Origin of the sequence: Neisseria sp. HMSC078C12 (assembly GCF_001838065.1) — a bacterium.
Taxonomy (GTDB): Bacteria; Pseudomonadota; Gammaproteobacteria; order Burkholderiales; family Neisseriaceae; genus Neisseria.
Map to the genome: position 1 here is coordinate 185,955 of NZ_KV835582.1, position 23,214 is coordinate 209,168.

Sequence of the window (23,214 nt, forward strand, 5' to 3'; positions counted from 1 at the left end):
GGGAAAATAATGTCTGAGCAAGTTTCTGCAAATGTGGATGTGAAACCGGAACAACCGGCTCCCGAAAAGAAAAAGGCCAAAAAGTCTTGGTTGCGTAAGATTAATCCGTTGCTTTGGGTAACGGTTATCGTGCCGACTTTGTGTTCCGGTGTGTATTACGGACTATTTGCTTCTGATCAGTTCACATCCCAGTCTAGCTTTGTGGTGCGTTCTCCTAAGAGCCAATCGTCTTTGAACGGCTTGGGCGCTATTTTGCAGGGGTCCGGTTTCTCTCGTGCGCAAGACGATATTTATACCGTGCAGGAATATATGCAGTCGCGTTCTGCTTTGGATGCGTTGCGTAAGAAAATGCCCGTTCGTGATTTTTATGAAAAAGAAGGCGACATTTTCAGCCGTTTTAATGGTTTTGGCCTGCGTGGCGAGGATGAAGCGTTTTATCAATACTACCGCGATAAGGTATCCATCCATTTTGACTCTGTCTCAGGCATTTCTAATTTGAGCGTTACATCTTTCAATGCCGGTGAATCTCAAAAGATCAATGATGCTTTGCTCAAACAGGGTGAGGTATTGATCAACCAGCTGAACGAACGTGCGCGTCAGGATACGATTCGTTATGCTCAGGAAGTGGTCAATTCGGCTGAAGAGAAAGTTAAAGAAGCTTCGGCTCAATTGACAAAATTCCGTGTTTCCAACGGTATTTTTGACTTAAAGGCGCAATCCGATGTGCAAATGGGTTTGGTATCCAAATTGCAGGACGAGTTGATTGTCATTCAGACCCAGCTGGACCAGGTAAAAGCCGTTACTCCTGAAAACCCGCAAATTCCAGGTTTGATTGCGCGCGAGAAGAGCTTGCGTAAAGAAATCTCGCAACAAATGAAAGCGATTTCCGGCGGTGGCGAGGGTTCGTTGTCCAATCAGGCGGCGGAATATCAGCGCGTGTATTTGGAAAACGAATTGGCCGAAAAACAATTGGCTGCGGCGATGACTTCTTTGGAAAGTGCAAAAGCGGAAGCAGATCGCCAGCAATTGTATTTGGAAGTGATTTCCCAGCCGAACAAACCTGACTTGGCACATGAGCCAAACCGTTTGTACAACATCGTGGCAACGTTTGTCATCGGTTTGATTGTCTATGGCATTGCCGTGTTGCTGTCTGCAAGTATCCGTGAGCATAAAAACTGATGAAAGAGCTACATAAAACATCGTTTTTGGAGTCGCTGCTTATCCAAAAAAGGGTAATCGGCGCACTCTTAATGCGTGAAATTATTACTCGCTACGGTCGTAATAACATTGGTTTTTTGTGGTTGTTTGTCGAACCTTTGCTGCTGACTTTGGTTATGGTGTTGATGTGGAAATTTTTCCGCATGCACAACGTGTCAGCTTTGAATATCGTGGCATTCACGCTGACAGGCTATCCGATGATGATGATGTGGCGTAATGCCTCCAATCGTGCCATTGGTTCGATTGCGGCCAACACAAGCCTGCTGTATCACCGAAATGTACGCGTTTTAGATACCATTTTTGCGCGTATGTTGTTGGAGATTGCCGGTGCTACGATTGCGCAGGTTGTGATTATGTTTGCATTGGTCGTCATCGGTTGGATTGATGTACCGGCAGATATTTTCTATATGTTGTTGGCTTGGCTTTTGATGGCTATGTTTGCCGTTGGATTGGGGCTGGTCATCTGTTCGGTGGCGTTTCACTTTGAGCCGTTTGGCAAGGTTTGGAGTACCATCAGTTTTGTGATGATGCCTTTGTCCGGCGTGTTTTTCTTCGTACACAACCTGCCTCAGCAGTTGCAACATTATGTATTAATGCTTCCGATGGTGCATGGTACAGAAATGTTCCGTGCCGGATATTTTGGTAACAGCGTCACGACTTACGAAAATCCTTGGTATATTTTGTTGTGTAACTTGGTTTTGCTGCTGCTTGGTTTGGCGATGGTGGCGAGATTCAGCAAAGGGGTTGAGCCGCAATGATTTCAGTTGAACACGTTTCCAAACGCTATCTGACCCGCCAAGGTTGGCGGACAGTCTTGCACGATATCAACTTCAAAATGGAGAAGGGCGAGAAAATCGGTATTCTCGGCCGTAACGGTGCAGGTAAATCGACGCTCATCCGTTTGATTAGTGGCGTTGAGCCGCCGACCACGGGCGAAATCAAGCGGACGATGAGTATTTCTTGGCCTTTGGCATTCTCTGGTGCGTTTCAAGGCAGTCTGACCGGTATGGATAATTTGCGTTTCATCTGCCGGATTTACAACGTCGACATCGATTATGTGAAGAACTTTACCGAAGAGTTTTCGGAGCTGGGTCAATATCTTTACGAGCCGGTTAAGCGTTATTCTTCAGGTATGAAGGCGCGTTTGGCATTTGCTTTGTCGTTGGCGGTAGAATTTGACTGCTATCTGATTGACGAAGTGATTGCGGTTGGCGACTCGCGCTTTGCCGATAAATGTAAGTACGAGTTGTTTGAAAAGCGCAAAGACCGTTCTATCATTTTGGTGTCGCACAGCCACAGCGCCATGAAGCAGTATTGCGATAATGCGATGGTGCTGGAAAAAGGGCATATGCACCAGTTTGAAGACATGGACAAAGCCTACGAATATTATAATTCGCTGCCTTAAAGCGATTGTTTTTAAATCAGGCCGTCTGAAATTTCAGACGGCCTGTCCGTTGGAATTCTATTGATGAACATTACTCAAATTCTTTCCCAAGAACTTTCGGCTACGGCCGTGCAAATTAATGCCGCTATTGAGCTTTTAGACGACGGCGCGACCGTGCCGTTTATCGCGCGTTACCGTAAAGAAGCTACAGGCGGGCTGGATGATACGCAGCTGCGCCAGCTTGCCGAGCGGCTGCAATACCTGCGCGAGTTGGAAGATCGCAAAGCCGTTGTTTTAAAAAGTATTGAAGAGCAAGGCAAACTTTCAGACGACCTCAAAGCGCAAATCGAGGCCGCCGACAACAAAACCGCGCTGGAAGATCTGTATCTGCCTTACAAACCCAAACGCCGCACCAAGGCGCAAATCGCGCGCGAACACGGTTTGCAGCTGCTGGCGGACGTGTTGCTTGCCGAGCAGCCGCAAGACGTGGAAGCCGCCGCGCAAGGCTACCTGAACGAAAACGTCCCCGACACCAAAGCCGCATTGGACGGCGCGCGCGCTATTCTGATGGAGCAGTTTGCCGAAGACGCGGAACTCATCGGCACGCTGCGCGACAAGCTGTGGAATGAAGCCGAAATCCATGCGCAAGTCGTTGAAGGCAAAGAAACCGAAGGCGAAAAATTCAGCGATTATTTCGACCACCGCGAACCTATTCGCACCATGCCCAGCCACCGCGCGCTGGCGGTTTTGCGCGGCCGCAACGAAGGCGTGTTGAACATCACGCTCAAATACCAGCCCGACGACACTCCGATTACGCAGCAAAGCGAATACGAGCAAATCATTGCCCGCCGCTTCAAGGTTTCAGACGGCCACAAATGGCTGCGCGACACCGTGCGCCTGACTTGGCGCGCAAAAATCTTTTTGTCGTTGGAACTTGAAGCCCTAAATCGTTTGAAAGAAGCCGCCGACACCGATGCGATTACCGTGTTCGCCCGCAATCTCAAAGACTTGCTGCTCGCCGCACCCGCCGGACGGCTGACCACTTTGGGTCTCGACCCCGGCTACCGCAACGGCGTGAAATGCGCCGTGGTGGACGACACAGGCAAGCTGCTGGATACGGTCATCGTCTATTTGCACCAAGAAAACAATATGTTGGCAACACTGTCGCGCCTGATTAAACAACACGGCGTGAAGCTCATCGCCATCGGCAACGGTACCGCCAGCCGCGAAACCGACAAAATTGCGGGAGAACTGGTGCGCGGAATGCCGGAAATGGGGCTGCACAAAATCGTTGTTTCCGAAGCCGGCGCGTCGATTTATTCCGCGTCCGAACTGGCGGCGCGCGAGTTCCCCGACTTGGACGTTTCCCTGCGCGGCGCAGTGTCCATCGCCCGCAGGCTGCAAGACCCGCTCGCCGAGCTGGTCAAAATCGACCCCAAATCCATCGGCGTGGGGCAGTATCAGCACGACGTGAACCAAAGCCAGCTCGCCAAATCGCTGGACGCGGTGGTCGAAGACTGCGTGAACGCCGTCGGCGTGGACGTGAATACAGCTTCCGCCCCACTCTTGGCACGGATTTCCGGTTTGAATCAGACCCTTGCCCAAAACATCGTCGCCTACCGCGATGAAAACGGCGCATTCGACAGCCGCAAGAAATTGCTGAAAGTACCGCGTTTGGGCGAAAAAACCTTCGAGCAGGCGGCGGGCTTTTTGCGGATTAACGGCGGCAAAGAGCCGCTGGACGCGAGCGCCGTCCACCCCGAAGCCTATCCCGTCGTCGCCAAAATGCTGGCGCAACAAGGCATTACCGCCGCCGAACTCATCGGCAACCGCGAGCGCGTGAAGCAAATCAAAGCGTCCGACTTCATCGACGAACGCTTCGGCCTGCCGACCATTCTGGACATCCTGTCCGAACTGGAAAAACCCGGCCGCGACCCGCGCGGCGAGTTTCAGACGGCCTCATTCGCCGAAGGCATCCACGAAATCAGCGACTTGCAAGTCGACATGATACTCGAAGGCGTGGTCTCCAACGTCGCCAACTTCGGCGCATTCGTGGACATCGGCGTCCATCAGGACGGCCTGGTGCACATCTCAGCCCTGTCCAATAAATTCGTCCAAGACCCGCGCGAAGTGGTGAAAGCCGGAGACGTGGTGAAAGTGAAAGTACTGGAAGTCGATGCTGTGCGTAAACGCATCGCGCTGACCATGCGTTTGGATGACGGACCGGGCGGCACAGCCAAAGGTAACAGGCCGTCTGAAACCCGACATCAAGAACGCCGCGACCGAAAAACCCAACGCAACGACCGCGCCCCGACCAATTCGGCAATGGCGGATGCGTTTGCGAAGTTGAAGCGGTAAGGCAGAAAACCAATTGAAGGTCGTCTGAGAAATGATGTTCAGACGGCCTTTATCGTATGGGGTGGATTAGATAATTGATGGAGTGGATATAGTGATGCATCTATTGAATCTTACCGATACATTTTGTAGTAGGTACATGCAAACAAGCGTATAGTTCCAAATATTACAAACCCATCATCACAACCTTAGGAGTTCAAACCATGAAACCTGTTTTGTTTGCCGCGCTGATTTCCTGTTTCTCCGTTGCGGCCTATGCTGCCTGTACCGACAGCCAGCAGCAGTGCGTGATTTATAAAAACGGTAATGTTGCGACAGAAGGCGGCTGTACGGTCAGTAAGTGCCAAAGTGCCGATGCGCAAGTGTTGAAATGGAAGCTGAAAAACGGCAAAGGCGTAACCGTGGAAATCGGTAAAAACGGTAAGGTTTTGGTGAACAAGAAACCGGGTGCGAAAGCAAACAACAGCAATGCGTCAGGCATGGGTTTGACATGCTATGCCGCTGATGCGGACAAACGCGAACAGTTCTGCTCGACCAATTATTGATTGGATTGTTGCTTTGATTAAAGGCCGTCTGAAAAGTGTTTCAGACGGCCTTGATGTTTATCCTTCCGATATTTTTTCATTGAAAAAGTCGATAAAGCTGCGCACTTTCGCGCTGAGAAAGGCCCTGTCGACATAGGTGGCGTTCAGTTGGTCTGTCCAGATGGTGTAATCGGGCAGAAGTTGGATCAATGTGCCGTCCTTCAATTCCTGCTGAACTGCCCAAAGGGGCTGATAGCCTATGCCTGCACCTGCTTTAATCAGCTCGCGGATCATCAGCGTGTTGTCGCTGCGGATAACGGGGGAGAGGTGGAGAATGGCTTTTTCTCCGGTGTGGCGGTGGGTAATTTCCCAGTTTTGTTGACTGGTATAGGAAGGCAGGATGGCTTGGTGCTGCATGACGGCTTCGGGTGTATCGGGTGTGCCGTGTCGGGCGAGATAGTCGGGGGCGGCAAGTAGGACGAACTCGATTTTGGCCAGCGGTTTGACGATCAGCGAAGGGGAGGGGGTTTTGGAAACGCGCAAGGCGAGGTCGAAACCTTCGGCGATGAGGTCGATATGGCGGTTGTCGAGGACGAGGTCGAGCGTGACTTTGGGATAACGCTGGCGGTATTCGGCCAGCCATGCGCTCATGTTGCCGCCTGCAAACCACAGGGGCATGGTGACGCGCAACATACCTTGCGGCGTGTCGGTACCGCCTGCTGCTTTTTGAGCGGCGGTGTCCAAGGTATCCAGCGCGTAGCTGCATTGACGGTAGTATTCTTCGCCTGCTTCGGTCAGATGAAGGTTGCGGCTGTTGCGGTGTAAGAGCTTGGCTTGTATGGTGTTTTCCAGATGGCTGACGTGTTTGCTGGCCATGGCGGTGGAGATATTGAGCTGATCGGCAGCACGGGTAAAACTGCCGCTTTGAACAACTTGGCGGAAAACTTTTAGGCTGAATAGGGTGTCCATGATTTCTTATTAGGAAACGTTGTATCAATAATTCGAGTATATATCTCTTACTGGGAATTATCTATACTGCACTTATTGAAATTGCTCCCTACCTCTTTCAGGTAGCCATTTAAGATAAGGATTATGAAGATGTCAGCCCTCAAATCATTCCAACCTGTTGTATTGTCCGTCTTGCGCATTGTGACGGCGTATCTGTTTTTGCTGCATGGCACGGCCAAGTTTTTCAGTTTTCCGATGTCCATGGGCGGAGCGCCAGAAGGCTTGATGCTGGTGGCCGGTATTTTGGAAATTGTCGGCGGTATCTTATTGATATTGGGCCTGTTTACGCGTCCGGCCGCGTTTGTTTTATCCGGCCAGATGGCAGCCGCCTACTTTATGGCGCATGCGTCTTCTGGTAATGTATTGTTTCCATTGGCCAACCAGGGTGAATCTGCCGTTTTGTTCTGTTTCGTGTTTTTGTATCTGGCAGTAGCCGGTGGCGGAGCGTGGGCTTTGGATAACGTTTTTGGCAAAGATAAAGATTAATTTAAGGAAAAGATCATGACTTATTCTGTTTTGCAACAAGCTGCTGAAACCCGTCGTTCTATTTATGCATTGAACAACACCCTACCTTTGTCCAATGAGGAAGTAAGCAAAATCATCGAACACGCCGTTTTGCATACGCCTTCTTCTTTCAATTCGCAATCTGCCCGAGTGGTCGTATTGTTTGGCGAAGAACATGCCAAAGTGTGGCATTTTGTCGAAGAAGCTTTGCGTGCGGTTGTCCCTGCCGAGCAGTTTGAAGCCACTGCGCAAAAACTGAACTTGTTTAAAGCAGGCGCGGCGACAGTTTTGTTCTTTGAAGATCAAGATGTTGTCAAAGGCTTGCAAGAGCAGTTTCCATCTTATGCGGCCAACTTCCCGATCTGGGCGGATCAGGCAAATGCCATGGTTCAATATGCTGTTTGGACAACATTGGCGGCTGCCGGTATCGGTGCCAATCTGCAACACTACAATCCGCTGCCTGATGCGGCCATTGCCAAAGAATGGAACCTGCCGGAAAGCTGGTTGTTGCGTGCGCAAATGGTGATTGGCGGTATCGCGGCTCCTGCCGGCGAAAAAGCCTTCCAACCAATCGAAGGCCGTCTGAAAGTATTCGGCGCATAAATGAAATGATGTTTTAAATAAAGGGTGTTTTTTGAAATACCAAAATTAAAAAGGCCGTCTGAAAATAGTTTCAGACGGCCTTTTATCTATGCCATGAACTCAACCGCGGCGCCAGGTCGTACCGCCGGCATTGTCTTCCAGAATAATTTTGTGTTCGTTCAGAAGGTCGCGGATGCGGTCGGACTCTGCCCAGTTTTTATCCGCGCGAGCATGTTTGCGTCGGGCGATTAAGTCTTCGATTTCTTCGTTGGACAGGCCGTCTGAAACCGCGCCGCCTTGCAGAAACTCAATCGGATCGCGTTGCAGCAGACCAATGATGCCGCCCAAGGCTTTCAGGCAGCCGGCGAGGTGTGCATCATTGGTTTTGTTCACTTCGCCTGCCAGCTCAAACAACACGGCAACCGCTTCGACCGTACCGAAATCGTCGTTCATGGCGGCGTAGAAACGGCGAGTGTAATCATTGGCGTTTTCAAATAAATCAAACTCAGCCGCTGGTGTGTTTTTCAAGGTGGTGTACAGGCGTGTCAGCGCGCCTTTGGCATCGTCCAGATGCGCGTCGGAGTAATTCAGCGGGCTGCGGTAGTGGGCGCGCAGGATGAAGAAGCGCACGACTTCGGGGTCGTATTGCTTCAACACTTCGCGGATGGTGAAGAAGTTGCCCAGCGATTTGGACATTTTTTCGCCGTCCACACGGATGAAGCCGTTGTGCAGCCAGTATTTGACGTGGCTGGCAATACTTTGCCCGTGGTGGGTTTGCGCGTGGTCATGGCCGCAGGTATGCCCTGTCGCGCCGACACTTTGGGCGATTTCGTTTTCGTGGTGCGGGAATTGCAAATCCGCGCCGCCGCCGTGGATGTCGAAAGTATCGCCGAACAGGTTTTCACTCATGGCAGAGCATTCAATATGCCAACCCGGACGACCATTGCCCCACGGGCTTTCCCATGCCGGTTCGCCTGCTTTGGCGGCTTTCCACAACACAAAATCAAGCGGATCGCGTTTGAAACCGTCCACTTCCACACGCTCGCCTGCGCGCAAGTCGTCCAACGATTTGCCCGATAATTGGCCGTAAGCGGCAAACTCGCGCACAGCATAGTAAACGTCGCCGTTTGCGGCAGGATATGCTTTGCCGTTTTGAATCAGGGTCTCAATCATGGCAATCATTTGCGGAATGTTTTCCGTCGCCTTCGGCTCGATGTCGGGACGCAATACGCCCAAAGCATCGGCATCTTCGTGCATAGCCTGAATGAAGCGCGCGGTCAGTTCGCCGATGGTTTCGCCGTTTTCAGCCGCACGGGCGATGATTTTGTCGTCGATGTCGGTAATGTTACGCACATAAGTGAGCGGATAACCGCACTCGCGCAGCCAGCGGGCAATCATGTCGAATACAACCATCACTCGGGCATGACCTAAGTGGCAGTAGTCGTAAACAGTCATGCCGCAAACATACATACGCACGTTTTTAGGGTCGATGGGGGAGAAGGGTTCTTTTTGACGGGTAAGGGTGTTGTAGATGGTGGTCATGGAATTTTCAAATTTTGTGTAAACAGAGGGAAATTATTTTGGATTTTTTGTGCAGGCAAATTCTTTATTCATAAGCTAAAAAAGAATCAAAAATTAATCCATTTGAAAGTATGGTTTGCTCGATTGGATTTACCCAATCGGCTAAATGTTTGTTTTTTAAATATTGATATTGATTTATCCATATTTGCAGCTGTGGATAAACCGATGAGTTATCAAAAATAAAACTTTCATCGGCAAACGGTAATGCGGTATGAAGGTTTTGCAGGCTCACATGGTAGCGTTTGAGGATTAACTCAGGATCTATCCAGTGTCCGCCGCTTGCGACGCGCTCCTGCATACGGCGGATATTTAATTCGGGCGTCGCAAGACCGATATAGTTGAGTATGACGTAGAATCCGGCATTGCGGGCCGTTTGAATGCGGGTAAGGGCGGATTTGCCGGATAAGGTCGATTCCATGGAAAAAGAAATTCGATTATCCAACGCTTGACGGAATAAGCGCAATGCAGTTTTTCCCGCTTCTATATCAGCTAAGCGAGGCATTTCAGGGTTAATTTCCGCTGCGATATGGTCAGAATCAATCACTAATGAGACACGGTCTTGATTGAATTGGCGCAGGGTAGATTTGCCCGAACCGTTAGCACCACAGTAAAAAATCGCTTTAGGCTGGTTGTTTGACATGGCCTACTGTTCTTTGATTACCGGAAGGATGGTATTCGATCAGATTGCCTTCATTATCGACTACCGTGATTACGGCGTATTTCCGTTTTTCTGCCAGCCATGCCTGATACAAAATTTTAAGCATGGCTTGCTTTTTCGCCAACTCGGTACGTTGTTTATCAGAAATCATGCTCTTCCTTGCTTTTTATTCCTGTATTCGGACAGCCCTATATTATATTAAAAAGGCCGTCTGAAATTTTTTACTCCGGCTTAAATACGCCGGTATCTGTTTTAGGCTGCTGCTCAGTAATTTCGGTTTTTGCGGCTGCCTGCTCCGCTTCGGCTTTTTCAGCTTCGATGCGTTTTTTCTCAGTCAGGTATTGGTTGATTTGGTGTACCAATTCCTGCGTGCCTTGGTGGGTCAGGGCGCTGATTTGGAAGAGGCGCGGGGTTTCCATGTCGAATTGGAAGCGGTCGTCTGGTTTGGGGTAATCCCAGCCTATGGCTTCGAGGAAGGCGGCGGTACGCGTTTGGGCTTCTTCTTCATCGAGCATATCGAGTTTGTTCAGCACCAGCCAGCGCGGTTTGTCGTAGAGTTCTTCGTCGTATTTGCGCAATTCGTTGATGATGGCGAGGGCTTCTTCGGCGGGATTGACGGTTTCGTCGAAGGGAGCCAAATCGACGACGTGCAACAGCAGGCCGGTGCGCGATAGATGTTTGAGGAAGCGGTGGCCGAGGCCTGCGCCTTCTGCTGCGCCTTCAATCAGGCCGGGGATGTCTGCCATGACGAAGCTGTGGTTTTCGTCAATGCGCACAACGCCCAAGTTTGGATGCAGGGTGGTGAAGGGGTAATTGGCGATTTTGGGGCGTGCGGCGGAGACGGCGGTAATCAGGGTGGATTTGCCGGCGTTGGGCATGCCTAACAAGCCGACATCGGCGAGGACTTTAAGTTCGAGTTGCAGGGAACGGGTTTCGCCTTCTTCGCCGGGCGTGGATTGTTTGGGCGCGCGGTTGACGGAGGATTTGAAGTGGATATTGCCCAAGCCGCCTTTGCCGCCTTTGGCGAGGCAGACGCGCTGGCCGTGATAAGTCAGGTCGGCGACGATTTCGTCGGTGTCGAGGTCGCGGATGAGGGTGCCGACGGGCATTTTGAGGACGATGTCGTCCGCACCTGCGCCGTAGCGGTCGGAACCGTGGCCTTTTTCGCCGTTTTTGGCTTGGTAGCGTTTGACGAAGCGGTATTCGACGAGGGTGTTGGTGTTTTCGTCGGCTTCTGCCCAGACGCTGCCGCCTTTACCGCCGTCGCCGCCGTCTGGGCCGCCGCGGGGTACGAATTTTTCGCGGCGGAAACTGGTTGCGCCATTACCGCCTTTGCCTGCGGCGACTTCGATTTTTGCTTCGTCGATAAATTTCATGATGTTCTCTTATGGGTATTCGGTTGTTTCAGACGGCCTTTGTTAATAGAGGAGCTTGGTGTCTGAACGGATAAAATGTTGCTTATTATAAAGGATATTTCGGTTTTAGGCCGTCTGAAATATGGTTTCAGACGGCCTTGGATTTATTGGGCGAGGGCCTGGTCGATTTCTTGATAGAGTTGGGAGAAATTGGGTTCGCCAACGTAGGTTTTCAGGATGTTGCCGTTTTTGTCGATCAGAACGGAAGTCGGGTAAACCTGTGTGCCAAAGGCTTTTGCGGCAGTTTTGTCGGCATCGTACATGACGGTGAAAGGAAGGCCGTATTCTTTGACGTATTGATGGACGCTTTCAATGGGGTCGATGGGTTGGGCAATGCCGAGGACTTGGAAGTTTTTGCCTTGATAATCTTGGGCGGTTTTGATGATTTTAGGCATTTCGCTCACGCAGCCGGGGCAGGAGGGAAACCAGAAGTTAATGAGGGTAACTTTGTCTTTCAAATCGGCATTGGTAATGGTTTTGCCTTGCAGGTCGGGCAGGGCGAAATCAGGGGCGGCTTTGTTGCTGGGGATAAGGACGAAGGTAAGAAGCGCGCCAATTGTGGCAATGATAAGGAGTGTGAGTATTTTTTTCATGATTCGAGGTTTTGAATGGCATGTGCTAAGGTTTTGGGAACGCTGATGCTACGGCCGCTTTCGCTGCTGACGGGCATAAGGGTCACTTCGGCTTCGATGGCGGCTTTGCCGTTGGGCAGGGTCGCGGTTTGGCTGAGGATGATGTGGCGTGTGCCGATGTCTTTCAGACGGCCTGTGAAGGTTAAAACATCGCCTTCGAGCGATGGGCGGCGATAGCGGATGTCAACGCGTGCAACAACGAGCATGATGCCTTTGAGTTCGGACAGCAGGTCATGCTCTTGGAAAAACGTCCAGCGCGCTTCTTCGAGAAATTCGAGATAGCGCGCATTGTTGACGTGGCCGTAGCCGTCGAGGTGGTAGTTGCGGACGGTCAGTTTCATCAGTTGAGATTGATGGGTTGGAACTCTTCGCGTGCGATTGGTTCATGTTCGAGGTCGGTAATCACGGTGGAGAGTTGGATGTCGAACCATTCGTTGAAAATGTCGGCGTCCAAATCCGGCCATTCGCTTTCGTCTTCGCACCAGTCGGCCAATTCGGCAGCAAAAATGTCTTCAAAACGCGCTTCGATTTCGTCCCATACTTCGTCGGCGGTTTCACACGGGCGAACGAGGTAGGAATTGGCATCGGCTTGGATATCTTCAAGCGTCAGGCCGTCCAAGTGATTGCCGGGCAGGGATTTCAGCCAGTTCCAAAAAGGATCGAGGGGGATAAGCAGGAAGACGCTGCGGTTGACTTCGTACATGGTGTTTTCCTTGGTTTCTGTATAGTTGAATGATATAGCAAAGGTGGTGGACTGGCTATCTTTTGGGGGATAAAGGCCGTCTGAATTTCAGACGGCCTTTATTTTTTGGAACGATCAGGGGTTTGCTGATGGTGTTTGATACAGGGTTTGGGGGTTGGCTGTATCGGGGATTTCTGCCGGAGTGGATTGGGGTGCTACCGGTTCGGAAGTGGCGTTGCTGTCCACCAGGTCATCGATGTCGATGTTATCGTCTTCGCTTTGAGGGAGCGTGCCGCCGGTTTGTTGGGTGCGGACTTTCATGTAAAGGTCGCGTGTGTAGCTGTATTTGTCGATGGCTGCGCCTTCGAGGCTGTCGGTCAGGTCGAGGAGCTCTTCGCGGGTGTTGATGGCTTGCAGGCCGGTTGTGCCCCAGCGTCCTGCACTGGTGTGGAAGACGGCGTTTTTAACCGGATAGACGGTGGTAACGGCGTTGCCGACGGTATCGCGTACGGTGGACGGGCCGAGCAGGGGGACGACGAAGTAGTTGCTGTTTTTCCAGCCCCATGAGGCGAAGGTGTCGCCGAGGGTGTTTTTATTGCTGGGCACGCCGCCTGCACCGGCTATATCGATTAAACCGCCAAGGCCAAAGGTGGTGTTGATGCCGACGCGGACGAGGTCTTCGCTGGCGCGTTTGACATCAAGGCGCAGCACGTTGCTGCCGAAGCTGACGACATCGCGCAGGTTGTTGAAGAAGTTGCTCACGCCGGTACGCACCGGTTTGGGCGTTACTTTGCGATAGCCGCGTGCGACGGGGGAAAGAACGTATTTGTCTGCTTTGTCGTTGAACTTGGAAACGGTGCGGTTGTAGCCTTCGTAAGGGTCGGCCGGATTGCGTTCGGCAAGTGCGGGCGCGGAGGCTATGCTGATGATGAGGCAGAGGGAAGCGGTGGTTTTTTTCATGATTGCAACCAGTCTTTAATTTCGTAAAGTTCTGCCAGTGCGCGGACGGAATCGGGAATATTTTGAATGGTCGGTTTTTTGTCTGTCCGGCGCAGAGCGTTGAGCAGCAGGGAAACGCAGGCAGAATCTGCTTTGCCTACTTGGCTGAAGTCTATGCGGTCTGTGTCTTTCAGACGGCATTGTTGCTCAAAGCGCGCAAAGGCGGAGGCGGTCAGGGTTTTGACGGTAACGTCGCCGCTGATGTAGAGCGTGCCGTTGCGGATTTCTGTTTGCATGGTGTCTTGATGATGTAAGGCACCATGCCGTTTGAACATCAGGCGGCATGGTGCGGGGGTGGATTATTTACCGCCGTTTTTGGCTTTCAAGTCGGCAATCAGGCCGTCGATGCCTTTGGCTTTGATGGTTTCGCCGAATTGGTTGCGGTATACGGTAACCAGGCTCGCGCCTTCTACTGCAACATTGTATGCGCGGTATTTGCTGCCGCTTTGGTAGGTGGTGAAGTCCATGTTGACCGGTTTTTGGCCGGAAACGTTGATTTCGGCGCGGACGATGATTTCTTTACCGCCTTTGTTTACGACAGGATTGTCTTTGATGTTGACTTTGGCGTTTTTGAATTTCAGCATGGTGCCGGAGTAGGTGCGGATCAGCAGGGTTTGAAACTCTTTGGTCAACGCTTGTTTTTGTGCGTCAGTCGCAGTACGCCACGGATTGCCGATGGCCAAAGCAGTCATGCGTTGGAAGTCGAAGTAAGGGATGGCGTAAGCCTCGGCTTTTTTACGTGCGGTATTGGCATCGCCGCTGTTGAGGATTTTCAGCACTTGAACGGAATTTTCACGGATTTGGTTAACTGCGTCTGCAGGTGCGGCAAATGCCATGCTGATGCTTAATACGCCGATGCTCAATGCGCTGATGAAAGAAGTTTTTTTCATGATAGTGTCCTGAATATTGAGTGGATATGTGTTTATTGTTTGTTTTGACCGGCAGATTCACCATCTGCGTTTTTCTCGGCAAAGCTGGTCATGAATTTGCCGATAAGGTTTTCCAAAACCATGGCGGAGCTGGTGACGGTAATGGTGTCGCCGGCCGCCAAAGAATCGGTATCACCGCCTTGCTGCAGGCCGATGTATTGTTCGCCCAACAGGCCTGAAGTCAGGATTTGTGCGGAAACGTCACTGCTGAACTGATATTGGCTGTCCAGATTGAGGGCGACTTTTGCCTGATAGGATTTAGGGTCGAGCTGAATGGAGGCAACGCGGCCCACCAGCACGCCTGCGGATTTGACCGGCGCGTTGGTTTTTAAGCCGCCGATGTCGCTGAAATCGGCATAGACGGTGTAGGTTTGAGAGGATTTGCCGAACGATTGTCCGCCGGCGGCACGGAAGGCGAGAAAGCCGATGGCGGCCGCGCCCAATAAGACAAACAGTCCTACCCAAAATTCCAAAGCATTTTTTTTCATGTGCTATTGTCCTTGTTTCATTCTTTTTAAGTGTCGTTTCAGACGGCCTTTAGTCGGTAAACATCCATGCAGTCAACATAAAATCGACAGCGAGGATGGTCAGGGCGGAAGACACTACGGTGCGTGTACTGGCGCGCAAAATACCTTCGGAAGTCGGTACGCAGTGGAAGCCCTGATGTACGGCGATTAACGTAACGGCTACGCCGAAAGCGGCGGATTTGATTAAGCCGTTGAGGACGTCGTAATGGAAGGTAATGTTGTTTTGCATTTGCGACCAGAAAATACCGCCGTCCAGACCCAGCCATTCGACGCCGACCAAATACGCGCCGTAAATGCCGGCAACGTTGAAAATCGACGCCAGCAAAGGCATGGAAAACACGCCCGCCCAAAAGCGCGGTGCAACCACGCGCGCCACGGGGTCGACCGCCATCACGTTCATCGCTTCAAGCTGCTCGGTGGTTTTCATCAAACCGATTTCGCTGGTCATGGCACCGCCCGCGCTGCTGGCAAACAGAATGGCCGCCAATACGGGACCCAATTCGCGCAACAGGGAAGCGGCAACCATATAGCCCAAAATATCGGCGGATTTGAATTTCGCTAGTTGCGTATAGCCTTGCAAGCCCAATACCATGCCGACAAACAGGCCGGAGACGGCAACAATCAGGACAGACAACACGCCTGCAAAGTAAACCTGGCGGATGCTCAGGCGCGGGCGGGCAAACGCCGTACCTGATTTGGCCAGGATCTGCAGGAAAAACAGCGTAATGCTGCCCAGCGATTGGATGAAGCCGAGGGTTTTTGCCCCGACGGAACGGATAAAATTCATAGGTTTCAGTTGATTGGTTAAATGGTTTTCGGACGGCCTTGTTTAAGTTTCAGGCCGTCTGAACATCAGCCCAGCAAGTCTTGTTTTAAAGTCGTTTGCGCCGGATAGCGGTAGGCGACGGGGCCGTCTGCCAAGCCGCCGACAAACTGACGCACCCAAGGCGAGTCGAGTTCGCGCATTTCTTTGGGCGAGCCGGAGAACATGATTTCGCCGTGTGCCAAGAAAATGACTTGATCGACGATTTCCAGCGATTTTTCAATATCATGCGTTACCATCACGCTGGTGGAGCGCAGGGCTTTGTTGGCGCGGCTGATGAGGTGGGCGATAACGCCCAGCGAAATCGGGTCGAGGCCGGTGAAAGGCTCGTCGTACAACATGATTTCAGGGTCGAGCGCAATCGTACGCGCGAGGGCGACGCGGCGCGACATACCGCCGGAAAGCTCGGAAGGCATCAGGTTTTCAACACCGCGCAAACCGACTGCATTCAGTTTCAACACCACCAAATCGCGGATGACTGCTTCGGGCAAATCCGTCAGCTCGCGCATGGGGAAGGCGATGTTGTCGAAGACGGATAAGTCGGTGAACAATGCGCCGTGCTGGAATAAAACGCCCATGCGGCGGCGGTGTTCGTACAGCTCCTGCGCCGAAAATGCGGCCAAATCACGCCCTTCAATCAGCACTTTGCCCGATTGCGGGCGGATTTGACCCGTAATCAGGCGCATCAGCGTGGTTTTACCGCTGCCTGAACCACCCATTACGGCGGCGAAATTGCCTTGTGGAATGCTGAAGTTGATGTTGTTCAGAATAGGACGGTCGCCATATGCGAAGGCAACGTCTTTCATTTCGATGAAGGGTGTGGAACTCATGCAGGAGGGGAGTGTCGAAAAATGTATTTTAATTACGGGTATTGTAAAGGGTATTGGATATTCGGGCAATTTTCAGACGGCCTGCGCTTAGGAATAACGGGTAAAAACGTGTGAAAGAATGCAGAAGCGTTGGTGCTACGGTCATTTGTTGTATGTTGTGTCAAACATACAGACAGTTGTGTAGGTAAATAAAAAGGCGGGTAAATATGCCCGCCTTGTTTTTAATATTTCTGCAAACCTTCCACCTTGATTTCTTTGGCATTGGCATGGATGAAGGCTTGGGTAGCTTTCATCGTGGCTTGGATGCGCGGATCGTTCCAGCGCACGATTTGGTTGTTTTCATCGCGCTTGTCCGACCAGATAATCACGCCGTCGGTGTATTTTTTGCTGATTTCGAGCATTTTGCGCCAGCGGACGGGGTCGATGAACTGTTTGAAATAAGGGCTGTTGGTGGCCGAATAATATTGCGGCCAGATGTAGCCGATGATTTTTTTGTTGGGAAAGCGTTGATGGATGTCGTCAACGGCGGTTTTGACGTCTTTTTCCCATTGCACCAAATCGGGGGAAGTGATGTAGAACACAGGATTGGCATAGTCGCTGATGGCGGCGGTGGGCGCACGGCGTTTGCTGACTTGCCGCCATTTGGCCAAGATGGCTTCGTTGTCAACGTTGGGGCGGTAGTGGCGGATGCCGTGCAGGTGTTCGGAAGGCATGCCGTAGTTGCTGATGATGGCGCGCGGGTTTTCTTCTCTGAAGATTTGGTACATCCGGGAGAAGTCGGTTCTCAATTCGTCGGGTGTCAGCAGCTGTCCGCCTTTTTCGGCAAACCAGCTTTCGATGTCGGTGGAAATGGTGCGGTAGCCTTCGCGGCGCGATTGTTTGGCCAATTCGCGGATACACGCTTCGTTGAGTACGCCGTGTTTGCGTTTGCCTGTCGGATCGGGTTTGACCAGCTCGCTTTCGTAAACCAAAAACACTTTGGAGAGTTTGTCGGCGGTCAGGTCGGGTTTGCCGACGTAGTCCATGCGGTCGTAGATGATGAAATCTTTGGCATGGGCGGAGAGGGCGGTCAATAAGAGGACGAGGGGCAAAAGGCGGTTGGGTTTCATGTTTTTAGGCAGATAAGGGAAAAGGGCCATTGTACGGGAAGCGGTGTTAAAGTGAGTCAAAGGCCGTCTGAAAGGATAAAAGTTCTTTCAGACGGCCTTTGTTGAACCGGGATATTCGGTTTTGAGGCTGGTGCGGTGTTTACTGCGCTGCAGTTTTTTCCAGCAATAGGAAAGTTTCGGCTTTGTTGCGCGGTCTTGCGCCTTGCCACAAGGTTTGCCAGCCCGAAGGTGCGCCGATGTTGGCGGCTTGGCGGATGAGGCGGTAGCGGCAGGACGGGTTGTCGGTCGTGGTTTTAATACGGCTGTATTGTGTCCACGCGATGCGTGTGCGCTGGTCTTGGCCGTCGATATTGATACATTCGAGGCCGTCTGAAAGCTGCTGTTTCAATTCGGTAGAAAGCGCGGCTTCCATTTGGTGTACTACCGGCGCATGGCTTTTGGCGGCGTTGAGCCACGGTAAAAACAGGGTCATCAGCAAAGCCCAGGCCAAGGTAACGCCGGCCGCCCAGTTGGTCACGGCTTGGCGGCCGCGGATGTTTTTACGCGTAATCGCCCAGAGCCACAACGGGGTAAACAGCAGGGCGACGGCCATCGGAATCGGGTCGATGTCGGGGATATAATACGGGCTGAAATAGGCGGCGCGTTCGGCCAGTTTGGCAGGCCAGCCGTAGTTCATGGCGAAGAAGCCTAGCCACAGGAACACGGCAATCAAACCGAATGCCATGATGCCGAACCAGTTGATAAATGCCGCCGCGCCGCGGCGCAGGCCGTCCAATTGTGCCGCGCCGAGCAGGGCAAGCGGCGGCAACAGCCAAACGAGGTTGTCTTGCAGGCGTTGCGGGTCGATGGCGAGCAGGGCTGTCATGATAACCAGCCACGACAGGCTCAGAATGCCCCAGTTTTTATCGTGGATACGCGTGCGACTGAGCGTCCATGCCGCCAGCGGCCAAGCAGGCAGGGCAAACCACAGCAGGTTTTTCAGATAATAGGGCAGGTTGAAGGCCGTCTGAATTTGATGGAAGCCGCCGAATACGCCTAAAGAATAATGGTTGAACCAAATATCAAACCATTCGGGATGGGTTCTGGATAAAACCAGCGGATACAGAACCAGCAGGGGCAGGGAAACGACGATGGCGCCAATCAGGGTCAGCAGATAGCGTTTGCTCTGCCAAGTGGAATGGAACGACAGGGCAAGTGCCAAAAACATCATGGCCGCGGTCAGCAGATAGCCTGAGGAAAGGGAGAGTAAAACCCAGCCGCCGCACAACAGCAAAATGGCAATAATGACGCGGCAGCGTGCCAGTGAAAAGCCGCACAAAATCAATCCAAACGCGGCAAAAGCAGCCGACATGGGGTTGAGAAAGTGGGCGATGGGCAGCAAACCGATGCTGCCGATGAGGATTAAGACAACGCTGCGGCCGTGGTGTCTGCCGAGAAAGTTGAAACCGGCAAAACCGCAGGCGGTCAGTCCGACGGCGGTGAATACCACGCCGGCAAAACGTGCGGCATCATAGGCATCGGCCGCCCAAGGCGAAAACAGGGTTTGGAATGCGGTTGCCGCCCACAAAAAAGCCGGGGAGATGGTAAAGTCGGGTTGGCCGAAGATTTGCGCAACCAGCAGGCTGCCACCGTTTTTCATGGATTCGGAGGCGGTAAAGAGGGAGGGTTCGGCAGGGTTCCACAAGTCATGCGAGAACACGCCCGGCCACAGCCAGGCAAAGGCCATCAGCAGTAGGAGCCACGGTTTTTCATGGGTTTTTTGGGGGCGGCGCGGGTCGGGCGGTGTGTAAGTCAGCATGGAAGGTCAAAAAACGGTTGGTTTGAATGGCAATGGTACAGGGTTTGACAGGTTTGCGCGATATGCCGGACCGGAGAGCTTTGTAAAAATCATGTTTACCGCTGGTTTTTTCGGGTATTTGAAGGATGTTTATCCGATATGGCGAGGCCGTCTGAAAGAAAGGTTTCAGACGGCCTGAATGCAAAAAAGACTGCACGAAGCAGTCTTTTTGACAAAGCGGCAATTAGCGTTTGAACAGGTTGCCGAATTTGTTGTTGAATTTGTCCACACGACCGGTAGTGTCGACGATTTTTTGAGTACCGGTGTAGAAAGGGTGGCACAGGGAGCAAACCTCAACGTTGAAGCTGTCTTTTTCCATTGCGGATTTGGTCACGAATTTGTTGCCGCAAGAGCAGGTAACGTTGATTTCGTGGTAGTTCGGGTGAATACCTTGTTTCATTTGATTTCCTTTCGATTAAGCGGGCACAGGGGTTTTGCCTGTACTTCAGTTAAGCGTGGGATTTTCGCTATTTTTGGCTGTTTCGTCAAGCGGATATTTTGCGTAGCGGGCAGTTTCGCAACAGGCGAGAACAGTTTAGAATAGAGTTTCAAACCAAATACTGTGTAATCGGGCTGTAATCCAACTGAAAAGAGGATGTAAAACCTTTTCTAGATGTGAAACTTTAAGAAAAATAATAGTCTGATTAATATTTACGCTTTTACGAACAGGAGACGGAATCCATGCAAAAAAGGATATTGACGCGTATTTTGCGTGTCTGGGGAGGAATGTTGCCTCCGTCTTATTGCAAACCCTTCGGCCGGATTGCGCAAAAATTCCGCGCCGCTTTGGCTGCGTGCATTTCCCCAAACATCGGCAAAAACGTCAATATCGAAAAAGGCGGATATGTTTTTCCGGATACGGTAATCGGCGACAATTCGGGTATCGGCGTCAATTGCGAAATCTGCCACGGCCTGACCCTCGGCAAGAACGTGATGATGGGGCCGGAATGCCTGTTTTATTCGACCAACCACAAATTCAACCCTGAAACCCGCCGCTTTGAAGGCTATACGGACATTCGCCCGATTGTGATTGAAGACGATGTTTGGATCGGCCGGCGTGCGATTATCATGGGCGGCGTTACCATCGGCAAGGGCGCGGTAATCGGCGCAGGTTCGGTGGTTACCAAAGATGTACCGCCTTATTGCGTGGCTGCGGGCAATCCTGCGGTTGTGAAGAAAAAGCTGTTGGATGAGCAAGAACTTGCAGCTGAATAGCGTGAACAAAATAGCAAAATAAAAGGCCGTCTGAAAGATTTCAGACGGCCTTTTTTTCAATAGTGCTTAAGCGGCAATTTTTTCGCATTCTTTAATGCAGGCCAAGCAAGATTCGTAGCAGGCTTTGCACTCGGCGTGGTGGCCGGCGTGTTCTTTGCAGGCGGCGGAACATTGTTTGCAGGCTTCGATGCACACTTTTGCCAAAGACGGGGTCAGGCGTGAGTTTTGAGCGGCGAGGTTTTGCAAGGTGCCGCACAGTGCCAGCATTTGATTGACGCCGGTTGCGCAGTCTTTCATGGAGGTATCGCCTTCGCTCAACAGGGCGATGCAGTGTGCCAGGCAGATTTGACCGGCTTCAACGCAATGTGCGGCTGCTTTGCGCGCGGCTTCGTAGGCGCGCGGTACAGAATGTGCGTGACCGGCATGATGTGCATGGCCAGCATGGTCGTGAGCGCGAGCAAAAGAAGCGGCGGCGGTGAGAGAGACAGCAGCAGCGCTGCCGATAAATTGACGACGGTTCATAAGATAGAGTCCTTTTTGCTTTGTAGAAATATCGGACGAATTATTTCATCCGTTATTAAAAGGTTATCATGTTATTCGTTTTTAAACAACAGGCCGTCTGAAGGTATCGATAGCACGTTCAGACGGCCTGTTGTTGGGTATGATATTTGTTTAAATTAATCACAAATCGGATGGCTGAAATACGGCAAAGTGACTTTTTGCCGAGAAAATAGTCAGTTTATTCTGCCAACAATTCTTCCGGTTTGACTTTCTCGCCATACACGGGCAAGAGGGTTTTTTCATAGGCGGCTTTCAGACGGCCGTCTTTTTTCATGGCGGCGATTTCGCCGTTGACCCAGTTCAGGAGGTCGGTGTTGCCTTTTTGAACAGCCGGGGCGATGAATTCGGCAGGGCCGAGGTTGCCGATGGCGACTTCAAAATTCGGGTTTTCTTTTGTCCATGCCCACAGCAGGGCGTTGTCGTGGGCGAGTGCTACGCCGCGGCCGTCTTTCAGTGCGTCGAAAGTTTCGGTATTTTGGTCGAATTTCAGCAGTTTGACTTCAGGATGGCTTTTGGTGAAGAAGGCGTCGGCGGTGGTGCCTTTGTTGACCAGCAGGGTTTGGTCTTTCAATTGCGCAACGTCGGTAATCGGTTTGTCTTTGGGGGAAACCACGCCCAAGGCCACTTTCATGTAAGGATCGGCAAAATCGACGGCTTCGGCGCGTTCGGGTGTTTTGGTGAAGTTGGCGAGGATGAGGTCGACTTTGCCGGAACGGACGTATTCGACGCGGTTTGCGGCCTCGGTCAGGACGAATTCGACTTTGTCGGGGCTGCCGAGCAGGTCTTTGGCTAGGTCTTTGGCGATTTCAACGTCAAAGCCTTGGTTTTTGCCGTTGGCGTCAACATAGCCGAACGGAGGCTTGTCGCCGAATACGCCGATACGGATGACGCCTTTTTCTTTGATGGCGGCAACGGTTGCTGCGCCGCTGCTTTGTGAAGATTGGGCATCGCCGGAGCCTCCTCCGCAAGCAGTCAGGCCGATGGCGATGGCGGCGGAGGCGAGGAGGGCTTTGAATTTGGCATTCAATTGCATGAGTGTTTCCTTTTCAAATGTTTGGTTGAAAGTGGAGGCCGTCTGAAAAAGGGTTCGGACGGCCTGAAAATAAAATCAGTAGTCCATGCCTGCCAAGAATTGGCGGGCGCGTTCGCTTTTGGGGGCGGAGAAGAAGGTTTCGGGGTCGGTCGATTCGACGATGCCGCCTTTGTCCATGAAGACGATGCGGTCGGCAACTTTGCGGGCAAACCCCATTTCATGGGTTACGATGAGCATGCTCATGCCTTCATGGGCGAGTTCTAAAACCACTTCCAAGACTTCGCGCACCATTTCGGGGTCGAGTGCGGCGGTGATTTCGTCCAGCAGGATGACTTCCGGATTCAGGCACAGGGCGCGGACAATGGCGATGCGTTGTTTCTGGCCGCCGGAGAGTTCGCGCGGATAGGCGTTTTTGCGGTCGAGTAGGCCGACGCGCTCCAACAGTTTGTCGGCTTGTGCCTCTGCTTCGGCACGGTTGCGGTTTTGTACTTTCACCGGGCCTAAGAGGATGTTTTCGATGACGGTCATGTGGGCAAACAGTTCATAGCTTTGAAAGACCATGCCGACTTTTTGCCGGGCGGTTTGCCAGGAAACGTCTTTGCCGAATTCGCCGACACCGTCCATCACGATGCTGCCGCCTTGGTGCGGCTCCAAACCGTTGACGCAGCGCAGGAGGGTGGATTTGCTGCAGCCGGACGGGCCCAGCAGTACGATGACTTCGCCTTTTTCCAAGTTCAAGTCTAAGGATTGAATGGCGGTTACGTTGCCGTATTGTTTGTGCAGGTTGCGGATGCTCAGTAAAGCCATG

General features: G+C 52.0%; 28 protein-coding genes. 8 read left to right on the forward strand and 20 right to left on the reverse strand.

Features of this window, described 5'->3' with window-relative positions:
• The first annotated feature begins 9 nt into the window (after window positions 1-9).
• The 5 genes from HMPREF2596_RS01170 (at window position 10) to HMPREF2596_RS01190 (ending at window position 5,502) form a co-directional block, all read left to right on the forward strand.
• Complete coding sequence (locus HMPREF2596_RS01170; RefSeq protein WP_036492193.1) at window positions 10-1,179, forward strand: capsule biosynthesis protein; 1,170 nt, start codon at window positions 10-12, stop codon at window positions 1,177-1,179.
• A complete protein-coding gene (locus tag HMPREF2596_RS01175; protein ID WP_063068518.1) occupies window positions 1,179-1,976 on the forward strand; it encodes an ABC transporter permease in 798 nt (265 codons plus the stop codon). Before HMPREF2596_RS01170 ends, HMPREF2596_RS01175 begins: the two co-directional genes overlap by 1 nt.
• Window positions 1,973-2,623 carry an ABC transporter ATP-binding protein gene (locus HMPREF2596_RS01180; protein WP_036492188.1) on the forward strand — a complete coding sequence of 217 codons (651 nt, stop codon included), beginning with the start codon at window positions 1,973-1,975 and terminating at the stop codon, window positions 2,621-2,623. Before HMPREF2596_RS01175 ends, HMPREF2596_RS01180 begins: the two co-directional genes overlap by 4 nt.
• A 63-nt stretch (window positions 2,624-2,686) precedes the next feature.
• The gene (locus HMPREF2596_RS01185; protein WP_070849010.1) at window positions 2,687-4,960 is read left to right on the forward strand and encodes a Tex family protein; all 2,274 of its coding nucleotides are present in this window, start codon (window positions 2,687-2,689) and stop codon (window positions 4,958-4,960) included.
• A gap of 200 nt (window positions 4,961-5,160) precedes the next feature.
• On the forward strand, window positions 5,161-5,502 hold the full coding sequence (locus HMPREF2596_RS01190; RefSeq protein ID WP_003683849.1) for a hypothetical protein: 342 nt from the start codon (window positions 5,161-5,163) through the stop codon (window positions 5,500-5,502).
• Between the two features lie 57 nt (window positions 5,503-5,559).
• On the opposite strand, the gene HMPREF2596_RS01195 is transcribed toward HMPREF2596_RS01190, so the two are convergent.
• Entirely contained in the window at window positions 5,560-6,450 is an 891-nt protein-coding gene (locus HMPREF2596_RS01195) for a LysR family transcriptional regulator (protein WP_070849012.1), read from the reverse strand.
• Window positions 6,451-6,579: 129 nt separating this feature from the next.
• Between HMPREF2596_RS01195 and HMPREF2596_RS01200 the strand changes: the two genes are divergently transcribed.
• Both HMPREF2596_RS01200 and HMPREF2596_RS01205 read left to right on the forward strand, forming a co-directional pair.
• On the forward strand, window positions 6,580-6,975 hold the full coding sequence (locus HMPREF2596_RS01200) for a DoxX family protein (protein ID WP_003681787.1): 396 nt from the start codon (window positions 6,580-6,582) through the stop codon (window positions 6,973-6,975).
• A gap of 15 nt (window positions 6,976-6,990) precedes the next feature.
• Window positions 6,991-7,596 (forward strand): nitroreductase family protein, encoded by a 606-nt coding sequence (locus tag HMPREF2596_RS01205; protein WP_070849014.1) that lies wholly within the window; start codon window positions 6,991-6,993, stop codon window positions 7,594-7,596.
• Between the two features lie 99 nt (window positions 7,597-7,695).
• Here the strand turns inward: HMPREF2596_RS01205 and cysS are convergent, their stop codons facing one another.
• The 16 genes from cysS to rpmE all read right to left on the reverse strand — a co-directional run bounded on the left by cysS (window position 7,696) and on the right by rpmE (window position 19,997).
• Complete coding sequence (gene cysS / locus HMPREF2596_RS01210; protein ID WP_070849016.1) at window positions 7,696-9,117, reverse strand: cysteine--tRNA ligase; 1,422 nt, start codon at window positions 9,115-9,117, stop codon at window positions 7,696-7,698.
• A gap of 64 nt (window positions 9,118-9,181) precedes the next feature.
• Window positions 9,182-9,796, reverse strand: a complete 615-nt coding sequence (locus HMPREF2596_RS01215) for an ATPase (RefSeq protein WP_070849017.1) — start codon at window positions 9,794-9,796, stop codon at window positions 9,182-9,184.
• Window positions 9,777-9,965 carry a hypothetical protein gene (locus HMPREF2596_RS01220; RefSeq protein ID WP_070452636.1) on the reverse strand — a complete coding sequence of 63 codons (189 nt, stop codon included), beginning with the start codon at window positions 9,963-9,965 and terminating at the stop codon, window positions 9,777-9,779. Before HMPREF2596_RS01220 ends, HMPREF2596_RS01215 begins: the two co-directional genes overlap by 20 nt.
• A 70-nt stretch (window positions 9,966-10,035) precedes the next feature.
• Window positions 10,036-11,190 (reverse strand): GTPase ObgE, encoded by a 1,155-nt coding sequence (obgE, locus tag HMPREF2596_RS01225; protein WP_070849019.1) that lies wholly within the window; start codon window positions 11,188-11,190, stop codon window positions 10,036-10,038.
• A 143-nt stretch (window positions 11,191-11,333) separates the two neighbouring features.
• The gene (locus HMPREF2596_RS01230; RefSeq protein ID WP_070849021.1) at window positions 11,334-11,822 is read right to left on the reverse strand and encodes a peroxiredoxin family protein; all 489 of its coding nucleotides are present in this window, start codon (window positions 11,820-11,822) and stop codon (window positions 11,334-11,336) included.
• The gene (locus HMPREF2596_RS01235) at window positions 11,819-12,202 is read right to left on the reverse strand and encodes an acyl-CoA thioesterase (RefSeq protein ID WP_063076752.1); all 384 of its coding nucleotides are present in this window, start codon (window positions 12,200-12,202) and stop codon (window positions 11,819-11,821) included. Before HMPREF2596_RS01235 ends, HMPREF2596_RS01230 begins: the two co-directional genes overlap by 4 nt.
• Window positions 12,202-12,564 carry a hypothetical protein gene (locus HMPREF2596_RS01240; RefSeq protein WP_003681812.1) on the reverse strand — a complete coding sequence of 121 codons (363 nt, stop codon included), beginning with the start codon at window positions 12,562-12,564 and terminating at the stop codon, window positions 12,202-12,204. Before HMPREF2596_RS01240 ends, HMPREF2596_RS01235 begins: the two co-directional genes overlap by 1 nt.
• Window positions 12,565-12,678: 114 nt before the next feature.
• Window positions 12,679-13,503, reverse strand: coding sequence for an MlaA family lipoprotein (locus tag HMPREF2596_RS01245; RefSeq protein WP_070849024.1), 825 nt, complete (start codon window positions 13,501-13,503; stop codon window positions 12,679-12,681).
• Entirely contained in the window at window positions 13,500-13,778 is a 279-nt protein-coding gene (locus HMPREF2596_RS01250; protein ID WP_049349372.1) for an STAS domain-containing protein, read from the reverse strand. Before HMPREF2596_RS01250 ends, HMPREF2596_RS01245 begins: the two co-directional genes overlap by 4 nt.
• 63 nt (window positions 13,779-13,841) lie before the next feature.
• Window positions 13,842-14,432 carry an MlaC/ttg2D family ABC transporter substrate-binding protein gene (locus HMPREF2596_RS01255; RefSeq protein WP_070849026.1) on the reverse strand — a complete coding sequence of 197 codons (591 nt, stop codon included), beginning with the start codon at window positions 14,430-14,432 and terminating at the stop codon, window positions 13,842-13,844.
• Between the two features lie 32 nt (window positions 14,433-14,464).
• On the reverse strand, window positions 14,465-14,959 hold the full coding sequence (gene mlaD / locus HMPREF2596_RS01260) for an outer membrane lipid asymmetry maintenance protein MlaD (RefSeq protein WP_003748012.1): 495 nt from the start codon (window positions 14,957-14,959) through the stop codon (window positions 14,465-14,467).
• Window positions 14,960-15,008: 49 nt separating this feature from the next.
• Window positions 15,009-15,785, reverse strand: a complete 777-nt coding sequence (mlaE, locus tag HMPREF2596_RS01265; protein WP_003683792.1) for a lipid asymmetry maintenance ABC transporter permease subunit MlaE — start codon at window positions 15,783-15,785, stop codon at window positions 15,009-15,011.
• A gap of 65 nt (window positions 15,786-15,850) precedes the next feature.
• A complete protein-coding gene (locus HMPREF2596_RS01270) occupies window positions 15,851-16,651 on the reverse strand; it encodes an ABC transporter ATP-binding protein (protein ID WP_070460246.1) in 801 nt (266 codons plus the stop codon).
• A gap of 221 nt (window positions 16,652-16,872) precedes the next feature.
• Window positions 16,873-17,760 (reverse strand): hypothetical protein, encoded by an 888-nt coding sequence (locus HMPREF2596_RS01275; RefSeq protein ID WP_283140391.1) that lies wholly within the window; start codon window positions 17,758-17,760, stop codon window positions 16,873-16,875.
• 139 nt (window positions 17,761-17,899) lie between these two features.
• On the reverse strand, window positions 17,900-19,558 hold the full coding sequence (locus tag HMPREF2596_RS01280) for an ArnT family glycosyltransferase (protein WP_070849030.1): 1,659 nt from the start codon (window positions 19,556-19,558) through the stop codon (window positions 17,900-17,902).
• Between the two features lie 223 nt (window positions 19,559-19,781).
• Entirely contained in the window at window positions 19,782-19,997 is a 216-nt protein-coding gene (gene rpmE / locus HMPREF2596_RS01290; RefSeq protein ID WP_003681847.1) for a 50S ribosomal protein L31, read from the reverse strand.
• Between the two features lie 281 nt (window positions 19,998-20,278).
• Between rpmE and HMPREF2596_RS01295 the strand changes: the two genes are divergently transcribed.
• Window positions 20,279-20,812, forward strand: a complete 534-nt coding sequence (locus HMPREF2596_RS01295; RefSeq protein WP_036492142.1) for an acyltransferase — start codon at window positions 20,279-20,281, stop codon at window positions 20,810-20,812.
• Between the two features lie 66 nt (window positions 20,813-20,878).
• On the opposite strand, the gene HMPREF2596_RS01300 is transcribed toward HMPREF2596_RS01295, so the two are convergent.
• From HMPREF2596_RS01300 to HMPREF2596_RS01310, 3 genes are all read right to left on the reverse strand, one after another.
• On the reverse strand, window positions 20,879-21,334 hold the full coding sequence (locus HMPREF2596_RS01300) for a four-helix bundle copper-binding protein (protein WP_070849033.1): 456 nt from the start codon (window positions 21,332-21,334) through the stop codon (window positions 20,879-20,881).
• Between the two features lie 217 nt (window positions 21,335-21,551).
• Window positions 21,552-22,406, reverse strand: a complete 855-nt coding sequence (locus tag HMPREF2596_RS01305) for an amino acid ABC transporter substrate-binding protein (RefSeq protein WP_070849035.1) — start codon at window positions 22,404-22,406, stop codon at window positions 21,552-21,554.
• Window positions 22,407-22,481: 75 nt separating this feature from the next.
• Window positions 22,482-23,213 carry an amino acid ABC transporter ATP-binding protein gene (locus HMPREF2596_RS01310; protein ID WP_070849037.1) on the reverse strand — a complete coding sequence of 244 codons (732 nt, stop codon included), beginning with the start codon at window positions 23,211-23,213 and terminating at the stop codon, window positions 22,482-22,484.
• Window position 23,214 lies beyond the last annotated feature (1 nt).

Excerpts from the sequence above, each read along its gene's own strand:
- HMPREF2596_RS01270 (WP_070460246.1), bottom strand. The coding sequence starts at position 16,651 with ATGAGTTCCACACCCTTCATCGAAATGAAAGACGTTGCCTTCGCATAT.
- HMPREF2596_RS01220 (WP_070452636.1), bottom strand. The coding sequence starts at position 9,965 with ATGATTTCTGATAAACAACGTACCGAGTTGGCGAAAAAGCAAGCCATG.
- HMPREF2596_RS01170 (WP_036492193.1), top strand. The coding sequence starts at position 10 with ATGTCTGAGCAAGTTTCTGCAAATGTGGATGTGAAACCGGAACAACCG.
- HMPREF2596_RS01230 (WP_070849021.1), bottom strand. The coding sequence starts at position 11,822 with ATGAAAAAAATACTCACACTCCTTATCATTGCCACAATTGGCGCGCTT.
- HMPREF2596_RS01295 (WP_036492142.1), top strand. The coding sequence starts at position 20,279 with ATGCAAAAAAGGATATTGACGCGTATTTTGCGTGTCTGGGGAGGAATG.
- HMPREF2596_RS01240 (WP_003681812.1), bottom strand. The coding sequence starts at position 12,564 with ATGTACGAAGTCAACCGCAGCGTCTTCCTGCTTATCCCCCTCGATCCT.
- HMPREF2596_RS01180 (WP_036492188.1), top strand. The coding sequence starts at position 1,973 with ATGATTTCAGTTGAACACGTTTCCAAACGCTATCTGACCCGCCAAGGT.
- HMPREF2596_RS01250 (WP_049349372.1), bottom strand. The coding sequence starts at position 13,778 with ATGCAAACAGAAATCCGCAACGGCACGCTCTACATCAGCGGCGACGTT.
- HMPREF2596_RS01275 (WP_283140391.1), bottom strand. The coding sequence starts at position 17,760 with ATGAAACCCAACCGCCTTTTGCCCCTCGTCCTCTTATTGACCGCCCTC.
- HMPREF2596_RS01190 (WP_003683849.1), top strand. The coding sequence starts at position 5,161 with ATGAAACCTGTTTTGTTTGCCGCGCTGATTTCCTGTTTCTCCGTTGCG.
- mlaD (WP_003748012.1), bottom strand. The coding sequence starts at position 14,959 with ATGAAAAAAAATGCTTTGGAATTTTGGGTAGGACTGTTTGTCTTATTG.
- HMPREF2596_RS01305 (WP_070849035.1), bottom strand. The coding sequence starts at position 22,406 with ATGCAATTGAATGCCAAATTCAAAGCCCTCCTCGCCTCCGCCGCCATC.
- HMPREF2596_RS01280 (WP_070849030.1), bottom strand. The coding sequence starts at position 19,558 with ATGCTGACTTACACACCGCCCGACCCGCGCCGCCCCCAAAAAACCCAT.
- mlaE (WP_003683792.1), bottom strand. The coding sequence starts at position 15,785 with ATGAATTTTATCCGTTCCGTCGGGGCAAAAACCCTCGGCTTCATCCAA.
- HMPREF2596_RS01195 (WP_070849012.1), bottom strand. The coding sequence starts at position 6,450 with ATGGACACCCTATTCAGCCTAAAAGTTTTCCGCCAAGTTGTTCAAAGC.
- HMPREF2596_RS01215 (WP_070849017.1), bottom strand. The coding sequence starts at position 9,796 with ATGTCAAACAACCAGCCTAAAGCGATTTTTTACTGTGGTGCTAACGGT.
- HMPREF2596_RS01205 (WP_070849014.1), top strand. The coding sequence starts at position 6,991 with ATGACTTATTCTGTTTTGCAACAAGCTGCTGAAACCCGTCGTTCTATT.
- rpmE (WP_003681847.1), bottom strand. The coding sequence starts at position 19,997 with ATGAAACAAGGTATTCACCCGAACTACCACGAAATCAACGTTACCTGC.
- HMPREF2596_RS01200 (WP_003681787.1), top strand. The coding sequence starts at position 6,580 with ATGTCAGCCCTCAAATCATTCCAACCTGTTGTATTGTCCGTCTTGCGC.
- HMPREF2596_RS01175 (WP_063068518.1), top strand. The coding sequence starts at position 1,179 with ATGAAAGAGCTACATAAAACATCGTTTTTGGAGTCGCTGCTTATCCAA.
- HMPREF2596_RS01245 (WP_070849024.1), bottom strand. The coding sequence starts at position 13,503 with ATGAAAAAAACCACCGCTTCCCTCTGCCTCATCATCAGCATAGCCTCC.
- HMPREF2596_RS01185 (WP_070849010.1), top strand. The coding sequence starts at position 2,687 with ATGAACATTACTCAAATTCTTTCCCAAGAACTTTCGGCTACGGCCGTG.
- HMPREF2596_RS01310 (WP_070849037.1), bottom strand. The coding sequence starts at position 23,213 with ATGGCTTTACTGAGCATCCGCAACCTGCACAAACAATACGGCAACGTA.
- cysS (WP_070849016.1), bottom strand. The coding sequence starts at position 9,117 with ATGACCACCATCTACAACACCCTTACCCGTCAAAAAGAACCCTTCTCC.
- HMPREF2596_RS01300 (WP_070849033.1), bottom strand. The coding sequence starts at position 21,334 with ATGAACCGTCGTCAATTTATCGGCAGCGCTGCTGCTGTCTCTCTCACC.
- obgE (WP_070849019.1), bottom strand. The coding sequence starts at position 11,190 with ATGAAATTTATCGACGAAGCAAAAATCGAAGTCGCCGCAGGCAAAGGC.
- HMPREF2596_RS01235 (WP_063076752.1), bottom strand. The coding sequence starts at position 12,202 with ATGAAACTGACCGTCCGCAACTACCACCTCGACGGCTACGGCCACGTC.
- HMPREF2596_RS01255 (WP_070849026.1), bottom strand. The coding sequence starts at position 14,432 with ATGAAAAAAACTTCTTTCATCAGCGCATTGAGCATCGGCGTATTAAGC.